Source organism: Bacillus atrophaeus (genome assembly GCF_001584335.1).
Lineage (GTDB): Bacteria > Bacillota > Bacilli > Bacillales > Bacillaceae > Bacillus > Bacillus atrophaeus.
On record NZ_LSBB01000001.1, the window covers coordinates 596,705 to 622,546 of the forward strand.

A 25,842-nucleotide genomic window follows, 5' to 3' on the forward strand; every position below is an offset into this window, starting at 1 on the left:
AGATGTTTTTATTTAAGCCGGTCCATATAATGCACAAATGTATAGCGATCGCCCCGGTAGATTGATTTTACATGCTCGAAGGCAATCCCGCTTTGCAGGTAGGTGGTTCTTTTGATCAGGAGAACGGGCGCCCCCTTCTTGATCTCCAGCAATTTTGCCTCTTCCTGAGTTGCCGCGCTCGGTTCAAGCTCCTGCTTGGCATGAGAAATAGGCGAGCTGTTGTATTGTTCGATGTGTTCATAAATGGATGTTTGGAAATGCGAGTCATGTAACTCACCGGCCATGTCAAACGGAATATAGGAAGCTTCAATCGCCATCGGAATATCATTTGCGAGCCGGACGCGAATGACTTTGTGGATTTTGGACGGGTGTTCGCAATCCAATATGCCGGCCAGCTCGGCTGTAGAATCAATAAGCTCATAGTCAACAAGCTTGCTGCTCGGCACCATTCCGCGGCTTTTCATATCTTCGGTAAAGCTTGTCAGCCCTTGGAGCGTTTGTTCCATTTTCGGCCTGCTGACAAAGGTTCCGCGTCCCTTTTGCCGGTATAGAAAGCCCTCATTCACAAGATTTGACAGAGCTTGCCGCACCGTCATTCTGCTGATGCCGAATTGTTCGGAATACTCGCGTTCAGAAGGCAGCGGCGCATCCGGCTGAAGCTCTCCGTTTTTAATTTGGCTCTTTAATTGCTCCATAATCTGATAATAAATCGGAATGGGAGATTGTTTATCAATGTGCATGTGTCAGATCCTTTCAATGTCTTAGTGAAGCGGCTTCTTTATCAATCAAGACTGAGACATGAGGATGTAAATGCAGCGCTGATGCAGGACACTCTTCACTGATTTTGCCGTCTAAAAGCGTTTTTACAGCGGCGGCTTTGCTTTTTCCTGAAGCGATTAAGACGATGCGCTTGCTGGACAAGATCGTTTCAATACCCATCGTGATCGCTTTTTTCGGTACGTCATCAATGGAAGGAAAATATCGCGCATTTGCCTGCCTTGTTTGTTCGTTCAGTTCCACGGAATGGGTGCGTGATTTGAATGATGTTCCCGGTTCATTAAATCCGATATGGCCATTTTGCCCGATACCGAGAAGCTGAATGTCCGCGCCTCCGAGCGAGTCAATAAGTCTGTCATATCGTTCGCACTCAGCTTCAACGTCCTCGGCTTTCCCATCAGGCAGAAAATGCCTGCTTTTTTCGCTGTCGATATGCTGAAACAAATGAGTATTCATATAATGATGATAGCTGTTGGGATCCTCGGAAGAAATTCCGGCGTACTCATCCAGATTAATCGTTGTAATGTTTTTAAAGGAAAGACCCTCTGTTTTATGAAGCCGAACCAGCTCACGGTACACGCCCTCCGGTGTTCCGCCAGTCGCCAGTCCGAGGACGGCATCCGGCTTTTGGCGAACTGTTTCCGCTATAATGTCGGCAGCCTTTTTGCTTAGATCTTCATAATTATGACATTCGAATATATTCATTACCAGTCAGCCTCCTTTGATTGAAAAGCGATTTCTCCGCGGCAAATGGTCAAGAGCACTTCGCATTTGCTGTTCAATATCACGGCGTCGGCGTCTTTGCCTATTGCAACGCTGCCTTTTCGGTGGAAAATACCGAGCTGCTTTGCCGCATTTGCAGATGTCATATTCGCTATATCCATCCATGTACAGTTTGTAAACCTTCGCATATGTTCGGCGCCTTCATTCATCTTTAAAATAGATCCGGCAAGCGTCCCGTCAGAAAGAAGAGCTGTTTTGTCCCGGACAGTCACATTTTGGCCGCCGAAATCATATTCACCGTCTTCAAGTCCTTTCGCGCGCATCGAATCAGTGATCATCAGAAGCTTTTTGCTGCCCTTCGCCAAGAAGGCCAGCTTTGCGGCTAACGGGTGGGAATGAATACCGTCAGTGATCAGCTCTGTGAAAAAACCGTCATGTGTAAGCGCGGTGCCCATAACTCCCGGTTCGCGGTGATGAAACGGGCTCATTGCATTATACAAGTGAGTGATGTGCTGAACTCCTGCTTCGGCGGCTTTTAATAGGAGTTCTGAGTCCGCATCGGTATGTCCCATTGAAGGGATGATTGATTGTTCCTTTAAGTAACGAATCAGTTCAAAGTCCTTATCTTCTTCAGGCGCAAGCGTTACAATTTTAATCAAACCGTCCGCCAGCTGCTGCCATTTTTGAAAAAGTGTAAGGTCCGCCGGTCTGATCCAATTTTTCGGCTGCGCTCCCGCTCTTTTCGGGGAGACGAAGGGGCCTTCTAAATGAATCCCGATCATATCTGCGCCTGGCGCCGAGGAGCCTTCAGCAGCCTTCCATTCCTTCGCATTGAGCAGCGCTTGTTCAATTTGCTCATGGTTTTGGGTAATGGTTGTGGCTAAAAAGCTTGTCGTCCCTTCCTCAGGAAGACGAGCGGATAATGTGCGGAGAGCAGAAAAGCTTGCGTCCATTGTATCAGCCCCATACCCGCCGTGAATATGAATATCAATCATCCCTGGGAGCAGGAACGATTCTTCCGGCGCGTGCATTTCGTTATCATAAGGTTCAGCAGGTTTTTCTTTTGACACGGAAGTAATGATTCCTTGTCTGATCCCGACAAAACCGTTGTTAATGATGGCATTCTCCGTGACAATATGAACATTGCTGATGAGGAGACTTTCTTCCATCGTTCATCCCGCCTTTCAGGAAACTGTTGTTACCTTTTATTCTACCCCTTTTAAGACTAGTTATCTAGACCACTGCTCACCTTGTTTCTTTGTCTTTTATAAAATGTGTTTTAGGTTCATACTTGAAAGTGATAAAATGAAATATATTGTGAGCAAGCTTGGATCAGCCCGGAACAGGAGGAACATATCGTGGCAAAAGTTCGGACAAAAGATGTGATGGAACAGTTCAATTTAGAACTAATCAGCGGTGAAGAAGGAATTAACCGCCCGATTACGATGAGCGATTTATCAAGACCCGGCATTGAAATTGCGGGATATTTTACATATTACCCGAGGGAACGTGTGCAGCTGCTGGGAAAAACAGAGCTTTCTTTCTTTGAACAGCTGCCTAAAGATGAGAAAAAACAGAGAATGAATTCACTATGCACGGATGTGACGCCTGCTATTATCCTTTCGAGAGATATGCAGATTCCGTCTGAACTCATAGAGGCGTCCGAAACAAACGGAGTGCCGGTGCTCAGGTCGCCGCTGAAAACGACAAGGCTGTCAAGCAGACTGACAAACTTCCTTGAAAGCAAGCTTGCGCCTACCACGGCGATTCACGGTGTGCTGGTTGATATATATGGCGTCGGCGTGCTGATTACCGGCAAAAGCGGTGTAGGGAAAAGCGAAACCGCCTTGGAGCTTGTGAAAAGAGGCCACCGCCTTGTTGCGGATGACTGTGTGGAAATCAGACAGGAAGATCAGGATACACTTGTCGGCAACGCGCCTGATTTAATTGAGCATTTGCTTGAAATCAGAGGGCTTGGCATTATTAATGTGATGACACTGTTTGGAGCCGGCGCCGTCAGAAGCAATAAGAGAATTACAATCGTGATGAATCTTGAGCTTTGGGAGCAGGGGAAACAATATGACCGTCTCGGCCTGGAAGAAGAAACGATGAAAATTATTGATACAGACATTACAAAACTGACGATTCCAGTACGCCCCGGCAGAAACTTGGCTGTCATCATTGAAGTGGCCGCCATGAACTTCCGATTGAAGCGGATGGGCCTGAACGCAGCTGAGCAATTCACAAGCAAGCTGGCGGATGTCATTGAAGACGGCGAACAAGACGAATAGGAGTTGGCAATATGAATGAAGCGATAAAACCACTGAATCCTATTGCTTTTGAACTGGGGCCTTTTGCCGTTCATTGGTATGGGATTATCATTGGAATAGGCGCACTACTGGGCTTATGGATAGCGATAAAGGAAAGTGAAAAACGAGGTTTGCAGAAAGATACCTTCATTGATCTCGTCCTGTTTGCGATTCCGATTGCAATTCTGTGCGCGCGGGCATATTATGTCATATTTGAATGGGATTATTATTCTGAGCACCCGGGGGAGATCATTCAGATCTGGAATGGCGGCATCGCGATTCACGGCGGTCTGATCGGTGCGATTGTGACAGGGTATGTATTCTCCAGAGTGAAGAATCTCTCTTTCTGGAAGCTTGCTGATATTGCAGCGCCAAGCATTTTGCTCGGTCAGGCGATCGGCCGCTGGGGCAACTTTGTCAATCAGGAAGCGCACGGAGGATCTGTGACTAGGGGATTTTTAGAAAGTCTGCATTTGCCGGACTTTATTATTAACCAGATGTACATAAACGGGCAATATTATCATCCTACTTTTTTATATGAGTCATTATGGAGCTTTGTCGGCGTGATCATTCTGTTATGGCTCCGCCGGGCGAATCTGCGGAGGGGCGAGCTGTTTTTAGGTTATATCATTTGGTACTCGATCGGCCGTTTCTTTATCGAAGGAATGCGGACTGACAGCTTAATGCTGACTGATACGCTGCGGATGGCGCAGGTGATTTCGATTGTTCTGATCGTATTGGCAATCGTTGTGATCATCGTCAGACGGGCTAAGGGATATTCAGCGCAAAGATACGCTGAGTAGACGATTTCAAAGGGGAGATGGGGATGAAGAAAATCTTTCGGGATGGCCTGGCGGCAGGTCTTCATACGACGTGGACACTTGGAAAAATCATTTTCCCGGTGACGCTGCTTGTTACTCTGCTGCAGCATACGCCGGTAATGGATTGGCTGATTAAGCTGATCTCCCCGGTTATGGGATTATTCGGCCTTTCCGGCGAAGCGGCGATTCCGCTTGTTCTCGGCAATATGCTGAATCTGTATGCCGGAATTGCGGGGATTCTAACCCTTGATTTATCAGTCAAAGAAGTCTTTATATTGGCTGTAATGCTTTCATTTTGTCATAACTTAATTATTGAATCGACAGTCGCCGCAAAGGTCGGCATCAAAATAGGCGTGATATTGGCTGTTCGTATCGGATTGGCGGCAGTATCGGCCGTTATCATTCATCTGGTGTGGCACGGCGGGCAGAAAACAGCGCAATATGGTTTCATCGCTCCAAAGAGTGAAGCGCCTGACGGCTGGCTCGCCATGTTTACGGAAGCGTTGACAAAAGCCGGGCTTGGCGTCTTGCAGCTGGCTGCGATCGTCATTCCGCTGATGATTGTGATTCAGTTTATGAGGGACTTGGGCTGGCTGAACACTTTTTCGAAGTGGCTGTCTCCGTTTACGCAGATGCTCGGGATGAATAAAAACACGTCAATGACAATGGTTGCGGGGCTTACAATCGGTCTTGCCTACGGAGCGGGTGTAATGATTAAAGCGGTCGAGGATGACGGTGTGAGCAGGAGGGATATGACGCTCGCGTTTATTTTCCTCGTTGCCTGCCATGCGGTGGTCGAAGATACGCTCGTCTTTATTCCGCTCGGCATACCGGTATGGCCGCTGCTTTTCATACGTGTCACCACTGCTATCTTATTGACAATGGCCATTGCCTATACGTGGAAAAAACTGAAACCGACAATGGTTGGAAAGGAAGCTGTATGACTGAGACTAAACAAGTAACGACCATTTTGTTTGATCTAGACGGTACTCTTATTAATACGAACGAATTGATTATCGCGTCATTTCTTCATACGCTTGACCACTATTATCCGGAGCGTTTTACGCGTGAGGATGTGCTTGCCTTTATCGGCCCGTCTCTTTTCGAAACGTTTTCGCGTATGGATGCTGAAAAATGTGATGAAATGATACAAATGTACAGAGCCTTTAACCATGAGAAGCATGATACGCTTGTAACTGAGTATGAGACGGTCTATGAGACGCTTGACGAACTGAAAAAAGCGGGGTATAAACTGGGGATTGTGACGACGAAAATTAGAGATACTGTCAATATGGGTCTTAAGCTGACAAATCTCGGCCAATTTTTTGAGGTCATCGTTACAATGGATGATGTCAAAATGCCAAAACCCGATCCGGAACCCGTTCTTTTAGCACTCGAGCAGATCGGCAGCAAACCGGGCGAAGCCATCATGGTCGGCGATAATTACCACGACGTACTGGCCGGCAAAAACGCGGGCACGGCTACGGCCGGAGTCGCTTGGACGATTAAAGGGGCGGAAGAGCTTGCAAAGCATCAGCCTGATTACATGCTCGAAAAAATGAGTGATCTATTACAAATCGTTGGAGTGAAGTAATCTGTGAGAAAAACTGATCGTCATCCGGTATCAGGTGCCAATTCGCTTTGGCATGTTTACCAAACGGTTCCTTTTTTTAAGGTCGTGAAGAATTTCATTGTCATCCAGACAGCAAGATATACACCGTTTATAGCAATGAAAAACTGGCTGTACCGTACATGTTTACGGATGAAGATTGGAAAGCAGACATCCTTTGCGCTGATGGTAATGCCTGACATCATGTTTCCTGAGAAAATCTCCATCGGAACCAATACGATCATCGGCTATAATACGACCATTTTGGCTCATGAGTATTTAATCAAAGAATACCGAATCGGAAACGTATCTATCGGGGATGAAGTTATGATCGGAGCAAACACCACGATTTTACCCGGTGTGGAAATCGGAAACGGCGCCATTGTGTCAGCAGGCACGCTGGTCCATAAAGATGTCCCCGCGGGTGCCTTTGTCGGCGGAAACCCGATGAAGATCATTTATACCAAGGAAGAAATGCAAGAGCGAATGAGAAAGCCCGCTGATTAAGAAATCGGCGGGCTTTCCTTTAAAATGGAGTATTATTTTTTTCAGTTACATGCTGAACGCCGATCCATTTCTGGCCGACATTGGAATAGCGTGTATTTGTCATTGTGACAGTACTTGTTTTACTGTCAGTTCGGAAAATCGCTTCCTTCATATTTGTGATGGTGCATCTGTCAATGATGACATCAGTATGGAATGTGGAGCCGCCGAGCTGGCGAATGAATTTTCCTCCATTGTCCGCTGTGAAATTTTTCACTGTAAAGGTACTGGCTTTATTGATCTGAAAAATTTTATCTGATGCTTTTTGGGCGGAACCGCCGTCAATCGTTACTTTTCCTTCTTTTTTCACCGTCAATGCATCTTCACCGACATCTTCCCACACGACATTTGTAATGTTGGCATTGCCGTATGTGTGAACGCCGTCAGCAGCAGGTGCGCCAAGAACGACATTTTTTAACGTCGCGCCGTCTTCAACTTTAAAAACTGGCTTTTGACCCTCTTTCTGGCTCCCATCCCCTAAAGCAGAACCTGCAATAAAGCGTTTTCCTTTTCCATCATACGTTGTATTTTTAGGAACTACAATTGTTTGCTGCACGACTTCGTCAGCAGCAAAAACGGTTGAAGGCTGGAATTGACATAAACCAATGAACAGACCGAGCATCAATAATATAGAAGCGATTTTTTTCAATTTTGATCCTCCCGTAATTTATATACTGTAAATGATTTGAGAAAAGCTTCACACTTTGCTCTAGCTTTTCTCAATTTAGAACAGAACAATGTGTGAATCTACTTTTTATTATAAATTTTGGGTTTATAATGTAAAGAATATTCTGACAAAAAATAAAAAATGTGTCGATGTATGTAAATGACTGACTGTCTTAATCTCTATTTTGTAAGGTTAATGGGTGAATATAGTCGGAATGCAAATTGAAAAAGCGCGGAATCCCCGCGCTTTTTGCCTAGTTCTCAATGGCGATCGCCTGACTGCCCATTTGCTTCCAAGCTTTCTCGAAATTCTTCCTGTCTGTTTTTCTGTTTTTATGGCCGTACGGATCGTTTACATATACATAATCCTCATCATATCCGGTCACTGCGACGCTATGGACGCTGTATGTGATATCCACATTGCCGTTTGAAGTTTTCCACGTCTCAATATTATCAACCGGAGCGAATTTAGATGTGGTAATGACCCAGACAGGACGTCCCTGCTCCAGCTCACGGTAAACCGCTTTTATATTTTGGCCTGTTAAATCTTTTACATCGCTGCCAGCGTATTTTTTGGCCAGCTTGTAGATCGGTTCGTGGTATACGCCGAGACCGGGGCCGTTTTCCATATCCCCGACAAAACCTTCATTAGGATCCCCTTTCAAGCCGCTGCTGTAAGTCAGAGGAACGGTTGGGATATTCTCGGCCAGCGTGTTTTTTGACACGTTGTAGCCCGCGTAATGTAACACCATGGCAAGGCTAGTTACCTCACAGCCGTTATAGAGCTTTGGCGAATCCATTTGATTATAAAGCACGACATCAAGCGGAGAAGCGCTGCCTTTTAGTGTCAACGTTTTGCTTTTATCCTGATTAAAAAAAGGGATCGTTATATCTTGTGTATACATTTTAAAGCCGACAAATAACGCGGCAGAAATCAAAATGAGCACAAATAAAGTTCGCAGTATTTTCATCTTACTCTCCTGTCTCTTCCTATCTAAAATGCTTGTTTGTATTATAGCATGCAAACTTTTCGCAATAAGACATGTTCAAGGACTTTAATGATTTGTTCATCAATTTTTCATATTTACAGAGAGGATAAAAATATGGGCGTGATGAGATTAATAGCTGTTATTGATTTTCATTCTTTTATCTGTTAGCATATTATCATATTAGCGAACTAAAGGATTCGGAATTTTCCTTCAATCGAACTCGGAGGTGCACGGATTGATGTTTATGTTTGAAAAACCGCACGGCATGAGAGATACATTGCCTGGATTATATGAAACGAAAAAAAAGGTACGCTCCTCGTTAACTGAAATCATTGAAAAATGGGGTTATCAATTTATGGAAACGCCGACGCTTGAATTTTACGATACGGTTGGCGTTCAGTCTGCGATCGAAGAGCAGCAGCTATTTAAACTGCTGGATCAAGACGGCAAAACGCTTGTGCTTCGGCCTGATATGACGGGACCGATCGCGAGAGTGGCGGCATCCAAGCTCCATAAGCAGGATCATCCGCTCAGAATCGGATATGCGGCAAATGTATTCCGTGCACAGGAACGGGAAGGCGGGCGTCCCGCGGAATTCGAACAGGTCGGTGTGGAATTGATCGGTGACGGGACGACGAGTGCGGATGCCGAAGTGATCGCACTGGTGGTCGGCGCATTGAAAAATACGGGGCTCGGTTCATTTAAAATTGCGATCGGACACGCGGGGCTTGCGGACGCGCTGTTTGTCGAGGTGCTTGGCAATGCAGAGCGGGCGGACGTATTGCGGCGATTCTTATATGAAAAGAATTATGTCGGCTATAGAGAGCATGTCAAATCACTTCCGCTTTCTTCAATAGATAAAAGCAGGCTGCTGGAATTGTTGAAATTGCGGGGCGGAACAGAAATTTGCGCCAAGGCAGAAGAAATTGTCGGCTCCGTCCAAGGGAAAAGCGTAGTGGATGAACTGAAGGCGCTTTGGGATATTCTCGAAGATTACGGCTGTACTGAAAACGTCCGGTTTGACCTGAATATGGTAAGCCATATGAGCTACTACACAGGCATTTTGTTTGAGGTCTATGCGGCAAATGTCGGCTTTGTCGTCGGAAGCGGCGGACGCTACAACAAGCTTTTGGGACACTTTGATGCACCCGCGCCGGCTACAGGCTTCGGCCTTCGAATCGACCGGATGATAGAAGCGCTGCATGTCAAAGACGAAACATGTGAAATGGATGCGGTAATTTTCAGCAAGGAACAGAGAGCGCAGGCGATTGCTTTTGCCGAAGAAGAGCGTTTGAAAGGAAGAAAAATCGTGCTTCAGGATTTATTAGGAATCGAAAATATTGATCAAATGACGAAATCATTTGCTAACATCACATACTTTATCGGTGCCAGAAAGGAAGAGCAAAATGGGTAAGGTTCTCACAATGGCGATGCCGAAAGGCCGGATATTTGAAGAAGCGGCAGGCTTGCTGCGGCAAGCGGGATATAAGCTGCCGAAAGAATTTGAAGATTCAAGAAAACTGATTATTGATGTTCCTGTGGAAAACCTGCGTTTCATTCTGGCAAAGCCGATGGATGTGACGACATACGTAGAGCATGGAGTGGCTGATGTCGGCATTGCAGGAAAAGATGTCATGCTGGAGGAAGAACGAGACGTATACGAGGTGCTCGATTTAAATATCAGCAAATGCCATCTCGCCGTTGCCGGACTTCCTAATGCAGATTGGAGCGGTGTCGCACCTAGAATTGCCACGAAATATCCGAATGTCGCATCCAGTTATTTCAGAGAACAGGGAGAGCAGGTTGAAATCATTAAGCTGAACGGGTCTATTGAACTCGCCCCTTTAATCGGTTTGGCAGACAGAATTGTGGATATCGTGTCCACAGGTCAAACATTGAAAGAAAACGGACTTATCGAAACAGAGCATATATGTGACATTACGTCACGCTTTATCGTCAATCCCGTAAGCTACCGCATGAAAGATACTGTGATTGATGAAATGGCGTCCCGGCTGTCACTTGTTGTGGAAGGAGAAACGGCAAAATGAAGATCACAACCATCAGCAGCGGCGATCGTTTTTCCTTAAAGCGCTCCATTGACGCCGGAACGGAAGAACAAAGAAAAACCGTCCGTTCCATTATTGAAGATGTCAGACGACATGGGAATCAAGCGGTCAAAGCTTATACAGAAAAATTTGACGGCATCAGTCTCGACGATACACGTGTCACAGAAGAGGAGATTAAACAAGCATACAGCTTACTGGACGACCGGCTTTTACAGGTGATTCGGCAGGCGATTAGAAACATTCAAGAATATCATGAACGACAGCTTCAGTCTTCCTGGTTTTATCATCGGAAAGACGGAACAATGCTGGGGCAGAAAATAACGGCGCTCGATTCAGCGGGTGTTTACGTCCCGGGCGGAACAGCAGCTTATCCGTCATCGGTACTGATGAATGTGATTCCCGCGCTTACGGCTGGGGTTGAGCGAATTGTACTCGTTACACCTCCGGGAAAAGACGGGCAGCTTTCTCCGGGTGTTTTGGCGGCAGCAAGTGAACTTGGTATAAAGGAAATTTACAAAATGGGCGGCGCTCAGGCCATTGCCGCGCTTGCATACGGTACCGAAACCATCGAATCAGTAGATAAAATCACTGGCCCTGGAAATATATATGTCGCGTTGGCAAAACGAGAGGTGTTCGGTGACGTGGATATTGATATGATTGCCGGACCGAGTGAGATTGTCGTGTTGGCCGATGATACGGCCGTCCCAAAAGAGATCGTTGCAGATCTGTTGTCTCAGGCTGAACATGACAAACTCAGTTCAGCTGTGCTTGTCACAGATTCCGCAGCGCTTGCACAAGCCGTTCAATCGGAAGTGAACGAGCAGCTTGACACTCTTCCGCGAAAAGCGATAGCAGAGGCGTCAATAAGAGAGTACGGTCATATTTATGTGGCGGAATCAATGGATGAAGCTGTTGAGGCAGTCAACGCACTGGCGCCGGAGCATTTGGAAATCATCACAAAATCTCCGGAAGCCTTGATTGGCGGCATCAAACACGCCGGGGCGATTTTCTTAGGACGATACAGCCCTGAGCCGGTCGGCGACTATTTTGCGGGGCCGAACCACGTCCTTCCGACCAATGGAACAGCCAGATTTTCAAGCCCATTGAATGTGACGGATTTTCAAAAGAAATCCAGCATTATTTCATATAGCCAAAAAGCCTTTGAAGAACAGGCTGAGAGCATCGCGGCCTTTGCCAGACTGGAAGGGCTTGAAGCGCACGCCAGATCAATTGAAGCGAGAGAACGGAGGAATTCAAAATGAGAAAAGCGGAACGCGCCAGAAAAACAAATGAAACGGATATTGAGCTGGCTTTCGGAATAGATGGAGAAGGGCAGTCAGATATCAAAACGGATGTGCCGTTCATGACGCATATGCTTGACTTATTCACAAAGCACGGCCAGTTCGACCTGTCAATCAACGCAAAAGGCGACGTAGATATTGATGATCACCATACGACGGAGGATATCGGCATTTGTCTGGGGCAGGCTTTGCTCGAATCACTTGGCGATAAAAAAGGAATCAAACGCTACGGCTCAGCTTTTGTACCGATGGATGAGGCGCTAGCGCAAGTGGTTGTGGATTTGAGCAACCGCCCGCACTTGGAAATGCGTGTTGATTTCCCTGCGGCGAAGGTGGGAACCTTCGATACAGAGCTGGTGCATGAATTCTTATGGAAGCTTGCGCTTGAAGCGCGGATGAACCTGCACGTCATTGTTCATTACGGAACGAACACCCATCACATGATTGAAGCCGTTTTTAAGGCATTGGGACGGGCGCTTGATGAAGCGACAACGATAGATCCCCGTGTCAAAGGGATTCCATCGACGAAAGGGATGCTGTAAATGATCGGCGTGATAGATTATGGAATGGGCAATTTATACAGCGTGTCAAAGGCGCTGGAGCGTGTCGGCGTGCCGTACCTTGTTTCTGACAAGACGGAAGAGCTGAGAAAAGCGGATGCGTATATTTTGCCCGGAGTCGGCTCTTTCCGGGATGCGATGGGCATCCTCCGAAAAACAAAGCTTGATGAATTTATTCACGAAGCTGTTCGTGAAGGAAAGCTTCTCCTCGGCATCTGCCTCGGAATGCAGCTTTTATTTGAAGAAAGTGATGAACGGGAGGAGACTGCCGGTCTTGCTTTATTGAAAGGAAAAGCGGTGCGGCTGAACGACTCTGATGCGGAAGGAAATCGCCTGAAAGTTCCTCATATGGGATGGAACCGCCTTACCTTTCACCAAGAATCGCCGCTTTTATCAGGTGTTGAGGAAGGCTGCGTCTATTTCGTGCATTCCTTCTATATGAGCGGAGTGGAAGATGAAGCATTATTAGCGAGCGCTGATTACGGCGTCTGCGTCCCCGCGGTCGTCGGCAAAAACAATGTCTACGGCGCCCAGTTCCATCCTGAAAAAAGCAGCACGGTCGGAATGTCTATCTTGGTTCAATTTACGAAAATGGCTGCGGAACAGAAGGTGAAGAAATGAGTTCTTTTACATTATATCCTGCAATCGACATGAGAAACGGCAAATGTGTACGGCTCGTCCAAGGTGATTACAATCAGGAAACCATTTATGGAGATTCGCCCTTCGATATGGCATCCCTGTTTGCAAAGGAAGGTGCAGAATGGATTCATCTCGTTGACCTTGACGGTGCGAAAGAAGGAAAGAAAGTGAATGACCGCCACGTATTAGAGATCGCGCAAAAACTTGATCTGAAAATCGAAATCGGCGGCGGCATCCGTTCAGAAGCGGATGTGTATGATTATTTATCCAAAGGAGTGGACCGTGTTATCCTCGGAAGCTCAGCTGTCTCGAATCCGCCATTCGTCAAACAAATGCTCAAAGAATATGGGCATCAGATTGCCATCGGACTTGATGCGAGAAATGGATTAGTGTCTACCGAAGGCTGGCTTGAAACGTCAAGCGTGAAAGCGACTGAACTGGGGAAGGAGCTGGCGAATGAAGGTGCGGAAGTATTCATTTTTACCGATATCGCGACAGACGGCATGCTCTCAGGCCCGAATATAGACAGCACGGTTGAGCTGGCAAAAGAAACAGGAAAGACAGTTATCGCCTCAGGCGGAGTCAGCTCTGTCCAAGATCTCGAAGCGCTCTCCCGCTGCCAGGCAGACGGCGTATCTGGTGCGATTATCGGAAAAGCGCTTTATACAAAGCAGTTTACGTTAGCGGAAGCGCTTGAAAGGGTGAAGGGCAAATGATTACGAAACGGATTATTCCATGCCTTGATGTCAAAGAGGGGCGCGTTGTAAAAGGGATTCAATTTTTGGGGCTGAAAGATGCAGGTGATCCGGTAGAGCTGGCTGAGGCGTATGACAAGGAAGGCGCCGATGAGCTGGTTTTTCTTGATATATCTGCCTCACATGAAGGACGGAAAACAATGGTTGATGTCGTGGAAAGTGTAGCCGCAAAGCTTGCGATTCCTTTCACGGTCGGCGGCGGCATCAATCAGTTAAGTGATATGAAAACCATCCTCCGTGCCGGCGCGGATAAGGTGTCAGTGAATACGGCGGCTGTTCTTCGCCCTGAGCTGATCACCGAAGGGGCGGAATTTTTCGGCTCGCAATGCATCGTTCTTGCCATTGACGCCAAGTATGACCGGGGATCAGATACGTATAAGGTGTACACGCATGGGGGCCGAAAGAAAACAGACTGGGAAGTGATCGCTTGGGCGAAGGAAGCAGTCAAACGGGGAGCGGGTGAAATTCTCCTTACAAGCATGGATTCAGACGGCGAGAAAAAAGGCTTTGATCACAGGCTGACAAAGCTGGTCTCACAAGCCGTGCCTGTTCCTGTCATCGCATCAGGCGGAGCTGGAAACGCAAAGCATATGCTTGACGCCTTTACAAAAGGAGAAGCGGATGCCGCGCTTGCCGCATCTATTTTTCACTACAAAGAAACATCTATCAAAGAAGTCAAAGCCTATATTAAAGAGCACGGGGTGAATGTGAGATGAAACGGGCAGATGAATTAACATTTAACGAGGATGGACTCATCCCTGCCATTGTGCAGGATGCTGCAAGCAAGGAAATTCTGACGCTGGCGTATATGAATCAAGAATCCTACGAAAAAACATTGGAAACGAAAGAAACATGGTTTTACAGCCGATCACGCCAAGAATTATGGCACAAGGGAGAGACGTCCGGACATACACAAGCCGTAAAGGGCATTCGCTATGACTGCGATCAGGACGCCCTTATCTTGCTTGTGGAGCCGGCCGGCCCGGCGTGCCATAAAGGAAGCTACAGTTGCTTCACTTCTGAGCAAGGCGAGGAAAAGACAGGCGGCCGCTTCAGCATTCTCAATGAACTGGAGCGCGTCATCGCGGAACGTGAAGCGGAAATGCCTGAGGGAGCGTATACAACATACCTCTTCCGTGAGGGTGTTGATAAAATATTAAAAAAAGTAGGAGAAGAAGCATCCGAAGTTATCATCGCAGCCAAAAACCGGGATCACGAGGAATTGAAATGGGAAGCGGCTGACCTGCTGTATCACCTGCTCGTTCTTCTGCGTGAACAATCACTCCCGCTGGATGATGTGCTCGAGGTTTTGCAGAAACGCCATTCGGAGTCTGAATAAAAAAGGAGCTGCAACGTTTGGTTGCAGCTTCTTTTTTTTGGAATGCACAAGAAATATAAGTAAAAATAACCTTACGTTTCGTAATACGTGTGATTTGCAAAATATTTAACAGATCCGAAAATGTTGGTACATCAAAAGGCAGAGCAACATACTGCCGTATAAAATTAAGACTAATTTCCTATTCATCTAATTTTTGCCATGATGTAACATAAAAAAGGATAAATTAATCAGTTGAAAACCGGGCCGTTAGAAGTATTTTTTCATCTGAGTAAAAAGAGCGGCAGTTTTTATACGACTTTGAATGTTATCTCAAGCCCCTTGGAGGTTCGTAATGAAAAAGATATTTTTTATTTGTTTTACCTTATTACTTGCTCTGACAGGAGGATGCAGTATGAATGACAAGCAAAACCAAAACGGCCAAGACGGCGAAAAAACAGAAGCCATAAAACCAAAAGATATGGACTCGAAAGACCTGCCGCAAGTACCGGCGTTTCAGGATGAAAAGACGAGAGAGTATATGGTGTCGGCGAAGGAAGAGGAACCCGGATATTATTTGCTTGAGTCTAAGTTAAAAGGATTTAGGATGTTGTTTCCGGAGGATGGGGAATACGAAGAAGAGCTATCTTCAAATGATGAAAAAAATATAGAGAGTATTGCTTTTAATAGTTACGATGAGAAAACAAACGTTGTGCTTAATGCTCAAGTAAAATATTATTCCCAACAAACATATATTAATAAACCTGAAACGATGTTGGAGATTGTTAGCGGGCAAAATGGATATAAGGGTGACTATGAAAAAAGCAGCGAGCATGGAAAAGATATATACTTTGCATACACGAAAGATGTATTTGATGACATTGATAGGAAATATAATTTTTCTTACAATTATTTTGGATTTATAAAATCAACTCAACAGGATTATTTAGGAATAGAATATAATTTCACTTTTGCATGTCACAAAGACGATCAGCCATGTTCTCTAACAGAACAAAAAGCGAGAGAAAAAGCCAAAAAGCTTATTCGTTCAATAACCTTCATAACAAAGAAGGAGAAGCAAGTTGATGAATAAAAATTTATTTGAAAATGAAAACGTGAAATTACGTCTTATCCAACTAGATTACAATTATAAAAATAAATTTGATACAACGAATATAAAGAAATTGGCAAAGGCTAAAAGTGATTTTGAAAAAGACGTACGAAAAATATATAAAGAAGAAACTAATAAAGAACTTCCGGTAGACATCGAGATATATACTTCTAAAGAGCTTTTAAAAAATAAAGACTCCGTTATTAAGAATTCAGGATATGATGGAACTGCTATCTACATCAACGATGATAGAAATGAAAGAAATCAACTCCACGTTATTTCTCAGGGGAGTGCTGATAATGGAGACTGGACATATAACTTCTTTGGACTCTTTTTAGGAATTGATGATAGTCAATACAAAGCAACAAAGGAATTTACTATTGAAGCAAAGAAAAAGACGCAAGGCACTGGAAATGTAAAAACTTTTGCAATGGGGCATTCTCTTGCAAATAATAATCAAGTGTTGGTTCAATTAATAGATGGCGAGTTTGATGAGGTTTATGGAATTAATGGAGCACAAATAAGCGTTGATCATGTATTAAAAGCTGACTATAAACTCACCAATTATTTAAAAAGAAAATTTAATATAATAAAAATTAATGAAATATCAAAAAACGACCTAAATAAAGCCATCACCAAATATTATAAAGACAAAGGCGTCACAGCAAACATCACCCAGCGCATCTCCAAAGATGATCCGCTCTACGGGGTGAGCGGCAAGGCTGACTTTATTACGTTTGGCGACGTGAAGATGACGGATACGAATGCTGACGTGAAAGGCATCAGAAACATCATGGATGGCATACCTGATGAAGACGTCAGATCCATTCAAAAATATTTGCAGAAATATGAGGCTGATTATAAGTCAGGCGGATTAAACGGATTTGTAAAAGCTGCCACTGGGATAGATATAGAGCTGGTAGAAAACATTATAAAAGCTGATGGTGTTAAAGCCAAATCTGGAGTCGTGTTCAATCACTATGATGAAATCTGGGACATGGTCAATCACATTAGGAAAGACATGCCTGCCTTTTTGACATTTTTTCATACCGTTTTGAATAACAGCGGATCAGTTGTGGATCAGCTTGCTGAAAATGGGTATATCGATGAAACGCAAAAAAAGAAGATTAACAAACAGTTCAGTCAAATCAATGATAGTGTGAGTGATATAGAAAGCCAATTTCAAACTCTTCTAGCCATGATGGCTACGAATAATATGCCGGGAACTATGTACATTCTCACTAAAATGTGGGGATCTGTTCAAGATATAAGGGACTCCTTAGATACCCTGAATGCAGAAACAAAAGAAGCATTAAAAATGATCATTGAAGGCCATAGCATCATTCCGATGCTGAACGCACTATCTAAAGTAAAGGGCATCAGTTATAAAGGAACGGACATTTATTTTACGGGGAAAAGCGGAAAGGGACAAAAGATTGAAGTGAACATCTCATCCGCTGTCAGAATGTATCAAGCCGGGATGAGGATTATTGAAGAAATAGAAGAAGCGATCACCCGCTATCAGCGAACCTTCACCCATGAAATTGAAGAAAGTTTCGCAGAAAAGAAACTGGCGCTAAGGACTGCAATTCACCATATGGAAGAAAATCCCTCATGCTATGCCTTTGACCTTCAATTTCGGCTTGCAGCGGGTTACGGCCACCCGTTTGACAAATTAGAGAAAATTTCAGTCCATGAATCATTTCACACGGCCGCCCTCCCAAGCAACGATGCGATCATAGCAGAGTTAAAAAAGCAAACAACCGAGAAAAGACATTTTATAAAAGATATCCGTACGAGTATTGAAAAATTATTTGAAAAAGATGAAATCATTTCTCAGTTATTTGATTTTCAGCCATAGGGGGAATTGTAAGAGTGACGTCCATATTTTCGGAAACAGAAGTCATATCAACGACATATCATTTTTTAACCAGTGATCCAATGAAGGACAAAGCTAGCCGGATTAATGAACCGATCAATGATATTCTGCACCTGACAAAGCAATTTGAATCCACATTAAAGGATGAAATCAAGGGGCAAAAAGGGTTAATTATTGACAAAATCAAAGAAGAAATTGATTCAAAAAGCGAAAAACGGCAATCTGCACTTAAAACCATAAAAGAAGAAAATATCAATAAAGTGAGTCTTTATAAAAGCATTATTGAAGATCTAAGAGTGCAAGATGTAACGCTTTATTATAAAAAAAAGAAGCCTGAAGAGGGCTTTTAGAACAGCTTCACATTCTCCTATTCGAATACCGGGTAGGAGATTTTTCTATTTATATTGTGTTGAATAACAAAAAGAAGCTGAAAAAATTTTGCTGAATTGATATGATCTAGTAAGCAGTTCTTTATACTTATGAAATTAACAAATCATTCAATTTATGATTTGTTTATATTCCGTCCTCGCCACGTATAGTCTAGGTATGAGAAACAGGAGGAAACCATATGACAAATAAACAGCCAATGCAAAAAGGAAAATTCAGCGCATTTTTTACACTGGTGAAAAAGACAAAGCCATCGTACGGAAAATTAGCGTTTGCCCTCACACTCAGTATCGTCACAACGCTGGTCAGCCTGCTTATCCCTCTATTGACAAAGCAGCTTGTCGACGGCTTTTCGATGTCTTCATTATCAGGGGGGCAAATCGGCCTCATCGTACTCGTCTTTGTCATTCAGGCCGGGCTAAGCGCGTATGCCACATATGCCCTGAACTACAGCGGTCAAAAAATCATTTCCGGACTTCGCGATTTATTATGGAAGAAATTAATTAAGCTCCCTGTGTCCTACTTTGACACAAAAGCGTCAGGGGAAACGATCAGCCGGGTGACAAATGACACCATGGTCGTAAAGGAACTGATCACAAATCACATCAGCGGCTTTATTACAGGAATCATTTCCGTCATCGGTTCTATCACCATTTTATTTATTATGAACTGGAAGCTGACATTGCTCGTTTTGATTGTGGTTCCGCTGGCAGCTCTTATTTTGGTGCCGATCGGACGCAAAATGTTTACCATTTCTCGTGAAACACAAGATGAAACGGCCCGGTTTACCGGTTTGCTGAATCAGATTTTACCTGAGATCCGCCTTGTCAAATCCTCGAATGCAGAAGATGTGGAGTACAGACGGGGAAAAGCGGGAATTTCGTCGTTATTCCGGCTTGGCCTTCGTGAAGCAAAGGTACAGTCGCTTGTCGGCCCGCTTATCACTCTTGTCTTAATGGCCGCACTTGTTGCCGTTATCGGCTATGGCGGCATGCAGGTGTCGTCAGGCGAGTTAACCGCCGGATCGCTCGTTGCCTTTATTTTATATTTGTTTCAAATCATTATGCCGATGGGGCAGATTACGGCTTTCTTTACACAACTCCAAAAATCAATCGGAGCAACAGAGCGTATGATTGAAATTTTGGCGGAGATAGAAGAAGATACCGTGACGGGAAAACAAATCGAGAATGCCCACCAGCCGATTCGGTTAGAGGATGTATCATTTGGCTATAAACAAGACCAGCTCATACTGAAAAATATCAGCGCCACAATTGAAGCCGGTAAAGTAACAGCGATTGTCGGACCGAGCGGCGGAGGAAAAACCACATTGTTTAAGCTGCTTGAACGTTTTTACGACCCGACGGAAGGTACAATCAGACTTGGAGATGATCCGATTGATAGCTATTCGCTTGAATCATGGAGGCAGCAGATCGGGTACGTATCGCAAGAAAGCCCGTTAATGTCCGGAACAATCCGCGACAATATTTGCTATGGTTTAGAACGTGAAGTGACTGACGCTGAAATCGAAAAAGCCGCGGAAATGGCATATGCTCTCAATTTTATTAAAGAGCTGCCGGATATGATTGATACAGAAGTCGGTGAACGCGGCATCATGCTGTCAGGCGGACAGCGGCAAAGAATCGCAATTGCCAGAGCGCTTCTTCGTGATCCGAGTATACTGATGCTTGATGAAGCGACTTCAAGCCTTGACAGCCAGTCTGAGAAATCAGTGCAGCAGGCGCTTGATGTACTGATGGCGGGCCGCACAACCATCGTCATCGCTCACCGCTTATCAACCGTAGTGGATGCAGATCAGCTGCTATTTATCGAACAGGGCGAAATTACGGGCCGGGGCACACACCATGAATTAATGGATTCTCATGACCTGTACCGCGACTTTGCCGAGCAGCAGCTGAAGATGAATGCCGACCTGGAAAACAAAGCCGTTTGACAGACAGAATAGGGAGTTATTATGATTCAAGCTATCATGTGAAAAGCGGCATCCAATCTAAAATTTGGTCGATTCAGCCAGAAAAAAAGCGAATGAATTTTCCCAATCCTTCCTTTTCATCTATTGAGGCACTAAGGATTTATGGTATACTACTGACGGTAATATTGATAAACGGAGGGTAGTTGTGGGAAAACACACTTCTGAACATAAAAATGACACACAAATTGTCCAGCTGTTTCAAGATGGACAATATTTTTTTCATAAAGGACTGAAGGCTTATAGAGAACGAAATCTCCAGCGGGCGAGCAAGCTGATTCAACGTGCGGTGCAGCTTGAGCCGAAAGATTCTGAAATGCTTTCGCAGCTGGCGGTTATCTATTCTGAAATGGGCCATTATCAGCAGTCAAACGAGCTTCTTGATCTTATTTTAGTGAAACTGAAAGAAGAAATGCCGGAATGCCACTATTTTAAGGCAAATAATTACGCGCATCTCGGACTCTTTCAGGAAGCCTATAAAGAAGCGTCCGCCTATTTAAACGCGGAGCCTGAAGGCGAGTTCAGTGAAGAAAATGACAGCCTGCTTGAACTGCTTGATTTAGGAGAAGGCGGGCGGGAAGATTCTCTATACGATCAGGATGATCTGCTCGTGAAACAGGACCGCGCCAAAGCGCTCCTTGAAAGCGGCCAGCTTGAGGAAGCCATTGTCATGCTGGAGGAAATCATTCAGGATTATCCGGAATTTTGGTCCGCCTATAACAATCTGGCGCTCGCTTACTTTTACTCCGGCAAGGTGGTTAAAGCCAAGGAAACGGTTTATCAAGTCTTGGAAGAAAGCACCGGGAACCTTCATGCTTTATGCAATTTGCTCGTATTTTGCTATTATGAGCGGGAAGACGAGAAAGTAAGCGAATTAAGCGGACAGCTTGCCAATGTGTATCCGATGTTATTTGAACAGCGCTATAAACTCGGGGCCACCTTGGCGCTTGTCGGCCGTTACGATCTAGGCTACAAGTGGCTGAAATCTTTATATAGAAGCGGTTTTGAAGGAGACGACACGTTTTATTACTGGCTCGCCAGCTCCGCTTACTATACAGGCAGCCGTGAATTTGCCGAAAGCGTTTGGAAGAGAGCGAGAGAAGAATATCCGGAAACTTCCCGTTTGGCTCCATGGGAAGAACGCCGCGAGGCTCTTCCTTCAAAGACTTCTATAGAAGAGCGCCTGGCAGCGTATTACCTCAGCAGCACAAAAGGTGAAACCGAGCAGCTCGAGGCTGTGATCCGCTCAAAGCGAATTACGGCACCGTTTGAGAATCAATTCGTCCAGCTTCTTCTCTCAGGAGAATCGCAAGCTCTCAATGTTTCATCAGACGCTTTATTCGCATACCGTACGGTCAAGCTGCTTGAGCAAGCAGAACAAAACGGCATGAAAACAGATGTTATGAGCTGCTGGGTATTTCATGTCATTCAGCAAATCCGCGCATCCGCCGCTAAGAAAAATGAACGCGGATGGGCAGCAGCCATCTATTATATTTGGAAAGAAGTCAATGGCGAAAAGCACTCCAAAAAAGAGACTGCGGCCAAATTTGGCATATCCGCAGCGACCTTGACGAAATATATGAAACAGATTGATGATATACTAGAATAATATATATAAATAAAGCTGACACTTTGTGATTGAAGTGTCAGCTTTATTTTTTTTGAAAAAATGATATTACAAAAATAAATTCGACAAGTTTCCTTGACTTTTAAAAAAGATGACAAACATCGCCGTTCTTGACATGTGTTTGAAACATAAATGTAATAAAATTTATCGTAAAAATGTCGAAACTTGATGGTATAATGAGTCTCGTACATAAAAAGATTAGTGTTTTTTACATATGATGACAAATGAAAAGAACACATAAAACCAGTTACAGAGATTAGTAAAATAACCATAAAATATCATCATTCCTCGTAGAGTATGAGGAACCTAATTTTGATGTGCAAAATAAAAGAATCCAAATAAGAACAGCTTTATAGTAAAAGGGAGGATACAAAAAGTGAGAAAGAGTTTATTAACACTTAGTTTGGCTTCCGTCATCGGGACAAGCAGTTTTTTGATCCCGTTTACAAGCAAAACTGCATCGGCGGAAACATTAGAAGACAAGAAACAGCAGATTGAGAGCAAGCAATCAGAAGTAGCTTCCAACATTGAAGCGAAAGAGAAAGAATTGACTGAGCTTCAGAACAATCAATCTAAAATCGAAAAAGAACTAAAAGAAATTAACGCCAAGGCGCTTGATACAAGCAACAAAGTAGAAGATAAAAAAGAAGAAAACGATAAAACGAAAAAAGAAATCAAAGCATTGAAAAAAGAAATTAAAGAAACAGAAGCCCGCATTGAAAAACGCAATGAAATCCTGAAAAAACGCGTTCGTTCATTACAGGAAAGCGGCGGATCACAAGGGTACATAGACGTGCTTTTAGGTTCAACCAGTTTCGGTGATTTCGTTTCACGCGCAACTGCTGTATCGTCTATTGTTGATGCTGACAAAGATTTGATCAAACAGCAGGAACAGGATAAAGCGAAGCTTGAAGATTCAGAAGCAGATCTGAATGATAAGCTGAAAGAAGTCCAAGCGACACTTGCTAAGCTGGAAACAATGCAAAAAAGTCTTGATAAACAGCTTGATGAAAAAGACAAGCTATTTGACGAAGCAAAGAAAAGCCAAGAAAAAGCAGCGGCTGCAATTTCTGAATTAAAATCAGAGGCTTCAAAGCTTGCTAATCAAAAAGCGAATACTGAAAAAGAGCAAGAACGCATCAAAAAGCAGCAGGAAGCAGCAGCTGCAATGATCAAAAAACAAGAAGAAGCTCAAAAAGCTTCTGCTGATGAAAACCAAACAGATGACAGCCAGACGGCATCAGCTCCGGCTAAAAAAGCAACAGTTCAATCATCTGACAATACAGCATCAAATTCATCAAACAAATCATCAGGTTCAACATCTAAGAAAAGCACAAGCTCTAATGACTCTGACAGCGGCTCAGGCGGCGGTTCTGTCATCAGTAACTCTGGCGGCATTGAAGGAGCAATCAGCGTAGGTTCAAGCCTTGTCGGTAACTCTCCGTACAAATTTGGCGGCGGCCGTACTCAGTCTGATATTAACAACCGTATTTTTGACTGCTCTTCATTCGTACGCTGGGCATACGCATCAGCAGGTGTGAATCTAGGACCTGCGAGTGGAACAAACACAGATACATTAATCGGCAGAGGAAAAGCTGTCAGTGCATCTGAAATGAAACGCGGCGACTTGGTGTTCTTTAATACTTACAAAACAAACGGCCACGTCGGCATTTACTTAGGAAACGGTACGTTCCTTAATGACAATACGTCACATGGTGTGTCTATTGACTCTATGAGCAACCCTTACTGGAAAAAAGCATTCAACGGCAACGTTAGACGTGTCGTTCAATAATAAGACTTCGGAGCCTTCTGTTGCAGAAGGCTCTTTCTTTTAAGAAAAGGGCTTCATTATATACATACCCTTTGTAAGCGTATGTAATCATTGTTTTGAAAAAGATGAGCAAAAAAATAGCGCTTCACCTGAAGATTTTATAGGATATGGGTAAGGAATACGTTTGATGGGGATTCTTATCATAAACGCCCAATCTCGAAAAGACTGGTTAAGGAGTGAACATTGTGTCTGAAGAAAAAATTTATGACGTGATAATTATCGGCGCAGGTCCCGCTGGGATGACGGCCGCGGTATACACATCAAGAGCGAATTTATCAACATTAATGATCGAAAGAGGAATACCGGGCGGCCAAATGGCCAATACCGAAGATGTTGAAAACTATCCCGGTTTCGAAAGTATCCTCGGCCCTGAGCTTTCTAATAAAATGTTTGACCATGCGAAAAAATTCGGCGCTGAATATGCGTATGGCGATATTAAAGAAATTGTTGACGGCAAAGAGTACAAAACTGTCAAAGCCGGTTCAAAAGAATACAAAGCGCGTGCCATCATTATTTCTGCCGGTGCGGAATACAAAAAAATCGGCGTTCCGGGCGAAAAAGAATTAGGCGGCCGCGGCGTGTCTTACTGCGCTGTATGTGACGGAGCTTTCTTTAAAGGCAAAGAGCTCGTTGTTGTAGGCGGCGGAGATTCCGCTGTAGAAGAAGGCGTCTATTTAACGCGCTTCGCATCAAAAGTTACGATCGTACACAGACGAGATAAACTCCGTGCTCAAAGCATTCTTCAAGCACGCGCGTTTGACAATGAAAAAATTGATTTCATTTGGAATAAGACCGTAAAAGAAATTCATGAGGAAAACGGCAAAGTGGGCAAAGTAACCCTTGTTGATACAATCAGCGGCGAAGAAGAGGAATTTGCGACAAACGGCGTATTCATTTATATCGGAATGCTGCCTCTCTCAAAACCATTTGAAAATCTGGGCATCACCAATGATGAAGGCTACATCGAAACTAATGACCGTATGGAAACAAAAGTAGACGGTATTTTTGCAGCCGGAGATATTCGCGAAAAATCTTTACGCCAAATTGTAACAGCTACAGGAGACGGCAGTATCGCTGCACAAAGCGTACAGCACTATGTCGAGGAGCTTCAGGAAACGTTAAAAGCAATGAAATAAAAAGGGCTGTCATTAGAGTTTCATAAATCGTTACTGGGTTTTAATTCCTCTGTAACACGGGTGAAATACTTCTGCGTTATGATGAAAACAGTAATTGACCCCCTTTTTATAATGAATACACTTTGGCACGGATCCTCCAGTATCCGTGCCCTTTTTTTGTCCAAACAAAGATGGACACACTTTTTTCAAGAGTTATCTAAATTCAGATGATCGAACGGAAGGATTTGCTGTAAAATAAAAGAAAAAGAATGTTAATGTCTCTGCATTGTGAGGGACCATTTGAAACGGTATAATGAAGAGACGATGACAGGGATGAAAAGGTTAGGTGACGCACTTTGCAACGAGTGACAAATTGTGTGCTTCAGACGGATGACCAAGTTCTTCTCCTTCAAAAGCCGAGACGCGGCTGGTGGGTAGCGCCCGGCGGAAAAATGGAGAGTGGAGAGTCGGTCAGAGATTCCGTCATCAGAGAGTACAGAGAAGAAACTGGGATTTATATATTAAACCCGCAGCTTAAAGGCGTTTTTACCTTTATCATAAAAGAACAGGATCAGATCATTTCTGAGTGGATGATGTTTACGTTTGTCGCCGATTCCTATACAGGGCGAAACGTCTCCGAATCGGAGGAAGGCATTTTAAAATGGCATGATGTCAAAGATATTCACAACCTGCCAATGGCACCGGGAGACGGGCATATTCTCGATTTTATGATGAAAGGACAAGGACTGCTTCATGGCACCTTTACGTATACACCGGATTTTGAGCTGCTGAGTTACCGTTTAGATCCGCAGCATATAAAATAAAAACAGAT

Annotated in this window: 26 protein-coding genes; 21 read left to right on the plus strand and 5 right to left on the minus strand. The window is 44.3% G+C overall.

Annotated elements, in window-relative coordinates:
- Positions 1 to 8 precede the first annotated feature (8 nt).
- From AXI57_RS02940 to nagA, 3 genes are read right to left on the minus strand one after another with little or no spacing between them, the layout of a single operon-like run.
- The gene (locus tag AXI57_RS02940) at positions 9 to 740 is read right to left on the minus strand and encodes a GntR family transcriptional regulator (protein WP_003326764.1); all 732 of its coding nucleotides are present in this window, start codon (positions 738 to 740) and stop codon (positions 9 to 11) included.
- Between the two features lie 13 nt (positions 741 to 753).
- Positions 754 to 1,482 carry a glucosamine-6-phosphate deaminase gene (gene nagB / locus AXI57_RS02945; RefSeq protein ID WP_061669189.1) on the minus strand — a complete coding sequence of 243 codons (729 nt, stop codon included), beginning with the start codon at positions 1,480 to 1,482 and terminating at the stop codon, positions 754 to 756.
- On the minus strand, positions 1,482 to 2,669 hold the full coding sequence (nagA, locus tag AXI57_RS02950) for an N-acetylglucosamine-6-phosphate deacetylase (RefSeq protein ID WP_061669190.1): 1,188 nt from the start codon (positions 2,667 to 2,669) through the stop codon (positions 1,482 to 1,484). Before nagA ends, nagB begins: the two co-directional genes overlap by 1 nt.
- 189 nt (positions 2,670 to 2,858) lie before the next feature.
- Between nagA and hprK the strand changes: the two genes are divergently transcribed.
- Genes hprK through AXI57_RS02975 form a run of 5 tightly spaced genes read left to right on the plus strand, consistent with a single transcriptional unit; the run spans position 2,859 to position 6,746 of the window.
- The gene (gene hprK / locus AXI57_RS02955; RefSeq protein WP_003326768.1) at positions 2,859 to 3,791 is read left to right on the plus strand and encodes an HPr(Ser) kinase/phosphatase; all 933 of its coding nucleotides are present in this window, start codon (positions 2,859 to 2,861) and stop codon (positions 3,789 to 3,791) included.
- Between the two features lie 11 nt (positions 3,792 to 3,802).
- Positions 3,803 to 4,612, plus strand: coding sequence for a prolipoprotein diacylglyceryl transferase (gene lgt, locus AXI57_RS02960; RefSeq protein ID WP_061669191.1), 810 nt, complete (start codon positions 3,803 to 3,805; stop codon positions 4,610 to 4,612).
- A 23-nt stretch (positions 4,613 to 4,635) separates the two neighbouring features.
- Complete coding sequence (locus tag AXI57_RS02965) at positions 4,636 to 5,574, plus strand: nucleoside recognition domain-containing protein (protein ID WP_003326770.1); 939 nt, start codon at positions 4,636 to 4,638, stop codon at positions 5,572 to 5,574.
- Positions 5,571 to 6,224, plus strand: a complete 654-nt coding sequence (ppaX, locus tag AXI57_RS02970; protein ID WP_003326772.1) for a pyrophosphatase PpaX — start codon at positions 5,571 to 5,573, stop codon at positions 6,222 to 6,224. The genes AXI57_RS02965 and ppaX overlap by 4 nt, the downstream gene beginning before the upstream one ends.
- A gap of 3 nt (positions 6,225 to 6,227) precedes the next feature.
- A complete protein-coding gene (locus AXI57_RS02975; RefSeq protein ID WP_003326773.1) occupies positions 6,228 to 6,746 on the plus strand; it encodes an acyltransferase in 519 nt (172 codons plus the stop codon).
- Between the two features lie 19 nt (positions 6,747 to 6,765).
- On the opposite strand, the gene AXI57_RS02980 is transcribed toward AXI57_RS02975, so the two are convergent.
- A complete protein-coding gene (locus tag AXI57_RS02980) occupies positions 6,766 to 7,431 on the minus strand; it encodes a pectate lyase (RefSeq protein WP_061669192.1) in 666 nt (221 codons plus the stop codon).
- 271 nt (positions 7,432 to 7,702) lie between these two features.
- Positions 7,703 to 8,419, minus strand: coding sequence for a C39 family peptidase (locus AXI57_RS02985; protein WP_003326775.1), 717 nt, complete (start codon positions 8,417 to 8,419; stop codon positions 7,703 to 7,705).
- A gap of 256 nt (positions 8,420 to 8,675) precedes the next feature.
- On the opposite strand from AXI57_RS02985, the gene AXI57_RS02990 reads away from it, so the two are divergent.
- The 16 genes from AXI57_RS02990 to AXI57_RS03065 all read left to right on the plus strand — a co-directional run bounded on the left by AXI57_RS02990 (position 8,676) and on the right by AXI57_RS03065 (position 25,834).
- The gene (locus tag AXI57_RS02990) at positions 8,676 to 9,851 is read left to right on the plus strand and encodes an ATP phosphoribosyltransferase regulatory subunit (RefSeq protein WP_061669193.1); all 1,176 of its coding nucleotides are present in this window, start codon (positions 8,676 to 8,678) and stop codon (positions 9,849 to 9,851) included.
- Positions 9,844 to 10,485 (plus strand): ATP phosphoribosyltransferase, encoded by a 642-nt coding sequence (gene hisG, locus AXI57_RS02995; protein WP_003326777.1) that lies wholly within the window; start codon positions 9,844 to 9,846, stop codon positions 10,483 to 10,485. The genes AXI57_RS02990 and hisG overlap by 8 nt, the downstream gene beginning before the upstream one ends.
- Entirely contained in the window at positions 10,482 to 11,765 is a 1,284-nt protein-coding gene (hisD, locus tag AXI57_RS03000) for a histidinol dehydrogenase (RefSeq protein WP_061669194.1), read from the plus strand. Before hisG ends, hisD begins: the two co-directional genes overlap by 4 nt.
- Positions 11,762 to 12,346 carry an imidazoleglycerol-phosphate dehydratase HisB gene (gene hisB, locus AXI57_RS03005; RefSeq protein WP_003326779.1) on the plus strand — a complete coding sequence of 195 codons (585 nt, stop codon included), beginning with the start codon at positions 11,762 to 11,764 and terminating at the stop codon, positions 12,344 to 12,346. Before hisD ends, hisB begins: the two co-directional genes overlap by 4 nt.
- Positions 12,347 to 12,985 (plus strand): imidazole glycerol phosphate synthase subunit HisH, encoded by a 639-nt coding sequence (gene hisH, locus AXI57_RS03010; protein WP_010790043.1) that lies wholly within the window; start codon positions 12,347 to 12,349, stop codon positions 12,983 to 12,985.
- Entirely contained in the window at positions 12,982 to 13,719 is a 738-nt protein-coding gene (gene hisA / locus AXI57_RS03015) for a 1-(5-phosphoribosyl)-5-[(5-phosphoribosylamino)methylideneamino]imidazole-4-carboxamide isomerase (RefSeq protein WP_061669195.1), read from the plus strand. Before hisH ends, hisA begins: the two co-directional genes overlap by 4 nt.
- Positions 13,716 to 14,474, plus strand: a complete 759-nt coding sequence (gene hisF / locus AXI57_RS03020; protein ID WP_061669196.1) for an imidazole glycerol phosphate synthase subunit HisF — start codon at positions 13,716 to 13,718, stop codon at positions 14,472 to 14,474. Before hisA ends, hisF begins: the two co-directional genes overlap by 4 nt.
- Positions 14,471 to 15,097 (plus strand): bifunctional phosphoribosyl-AMP cyclohydrolase/phosphoribosyl-ATP diphosphatase HisIE, encoded by a 627-nt coding sequence (gene hisIE, locus AXI57_RS03025; protein WP_061669197.1) that lies wholly within the window; start codon positions 14,471 to 14,473, stop codon positions 15,095 to 15,097. Before hisF ends, hisIE begins: the two co-directional genes overlap by 4 nt.
- Before the next feature lie 331 nt (positions 15,098 to 15,428).
- Positions 15,429 to 16,166 (plus strand): hypothetical protein, encoded by a 738-nt coding sequence (locus AXI57_RS03030; RefSeq protein WP_061669198.1) that lies wholly within the window; start codon positions 15,429 to 15,431, stop codon positions 16,164 to 16,166.
- Positions 16,156 to 18,045 (plus strand): DUF6792 domain-containing protein, encoded by a 1,890-nt coding sequence (locus tag AXI57_RS03035; protein WP_061669199.1) that lies wholly within the window; start codon positions 16,156 to 16,158, stop codon positions 18,043 to 18,045. Before AXI57_RS03030 ends, AXI57_RS03035 begins: the two co-directional genes overlap by 11 nt.
- 14 nt (positions 18,046 to 18,059) lie before the next feature.
- A complete protein-coding gene (locus AXI57_RS03040; protein ID WP_061669200.1) occupies positions 18,060 to 18,413 on the plus strand; it encodes a hypothetical protein in 354 nt (117 codons plus the stop codon).
- 218 nt (positions 18,414 to 18,631) lie between these two features.
- Positions 18,632 to 20,401, plus strand: a complete 1,770-nt coding sequence (locus AXI57_RS03045; RefSeq protein ID WP_003326788.1) for an ABC transporter ATP-binding protein — start codon at positions 18,632 to 18,634, stop codon at positions 20,399 to 20,401.
- Between the two features lie 184 nt (positions 20,402 to 20,585).
- On the plus strand, positions 20,586 to 22,046 hold the full coding sequence (locus AXI57_RS03050; protein ID WP_010790031.1) for a tetratricopeptide repeat protein: 1,461 nt from the start codon (positions 20,586 to 20,588) through the stop codon (positions 22,044 to 22,046).
- Between the two features lie 394 nt (positions 22,047 to 22,440).
- On the plus strand, positions 22,441 to 23,856 hold the full coding sequence (gene cwlO / locus AXI57_RS03055) for a peptidoglycan DL-endopeptidase CwlO (RefSeq protein ID WP_061669201.1): 1,416 nt from the start codon (positions 22,441 to 22,443) through the stop codon (positions 23,854 to 23,856).
- Positions 23,857 to 24,080: 224 nt separating this feature from the next.
- A complete protein-coding gene (trxB, locus tag AXI57_RS03060) occupies positions 24,081 to 25,031 on the plus strand; it encodes a thioredoxin-disulfide reductase (protein ID WP_003326791.1) in 951 nt (316 codons plus the stop codon).
- A 335-nt stretch (positions 25,032 to 25,366) separates the two neighbouring features.
- Positions 25,367 to 25,834 carry an 8-oxo-dGTP diphosphatase gene (locus AXI57_RS03065; protein ID WP_035175302.1) on the plus strand — a complete coding sequence of 156 codons (468 nt, stop codon included), beginning with the start codon at positions 25,367 to 25,369 and terminating at the stop codon, positions 25,832 to 25,834.
- Positions 25,835 to 25,842 lie beyond the last annotated feature (8 nt).

Excerpts from the sequence above, each read along its gene's own strand:
- AXI57_RS02940 (WP_003326764.1), bottom strand. The coding sequence starts at position 740 with ATGCACATTGATAAACAATCTCCCATTCCGATTTATTATCAGATTATG.
- nagB (WP_061669189.1), bottom strand. The coding sequence starts at position 1,482 with ATGAATATATTCGAATGTCATAATTATGAAGATCTAAGCAAAAAGGCT.
- nagA (WP_061669190.1), bottom strand. The coding sequence starts at position 2,669 with ATGGAAGAAAGTCTCCTCATCAGCAATGTTCATATTGTCACGGAGAAT.
- lgt (WP_061669191.1), top strand. The coding sequence starts at position 3,803 with ATGAATGAAGCGATAAAACCACTGAATCCTATTGCTTTTGAACTGGGG.
- AXI57_RS02965 (WP_003326770.1), top strand. The coding sequence starts at position 4,636 with ATGAAGAAAATCTTTCGGGATGGCCTGGCGGCAGGTCTTCATACGACG.
- ppaX (WP_003326772.1), top strand. The coding sequence starts at position 5,571 with ATGACTGAGACTAAACAAGTAACGACCATTTTGTTTGATCTAGACGGT.
- AXI57_RS02985 (WP_003326775.1), bottom strand. The coding sequence starts at position 8,419 with ATGAAAATACTGCGAACTTTATTTGTGCTCATTTTGATTTCTGCCGCG.
- AXI57_RS02990 (WP_061669193.1), top strand. The coding sequence starts at position 8,676 with ATGTTTATGTTTGAAAAACCGCACGGCATGAGAGATACATTGCCTGGA.
- hisG (WP_003326777.1), top strand. The coding sequence starts at position 9,844 with ATGGGTAAGGTTCTCACAATGGCGATGCCGAAAGGCCGGATATTTGAA.
- hisD (WP_061669194.1), top strand. The coding sequence starts at position 10,482 with ATGAAGATCACAACCATCAGCAGCGGCGATCGTTTTTCCTTAAAGCGC.
- hisB (WP_003326779.1), top strand. The coding sequence starts at position 11,762 with ATGAGAAAAGCGGAACGCGCCAGAAAAACAAATGAAACGGATATTGAG.
- hisH (WP_010790043.1), top strand. The coding sequence starts at position 12,347 with ATGATCGGCGTGATAGATTATGGAATGGGCAATTTATACAGCGTGTCA.
- hisA (WP_061669195.1), top strand. The coding sequence starts at position 12,982 with ATGAGTTCTTTTACATTATATCCTGCAATCGACATGAGAAACGGCAAA.
- hisF (WP_061669196.1), top strand. The coding sequence starts at position 13,716 with ATGATTACGAAACGGATTATTCCATGCCTTGATGTCAAAGAGGGGCGC.
- hisIE (WP_061669197.1), top strand. The coding sequence starts at position 14,471 with ATGAAACGGGCAGATGAATTAACATTTAACGAGGATGGACTCATCCCT.
- AXI57_RS03030 (WP_061669198.1), top strand. The coding sequence starts at position 15,429 with ATGAAAAAGATATTTTTTATTTGTTTTACCTTATTACTTGCTCTGACA.
- AXI57_RS03045 (WP_003326788.1), top strand. The coding sequence starts at position 18,632 with ATGACAAATAAACAGCCAATGCAAAAAGGAAAATTCAGCGCATTTTTT.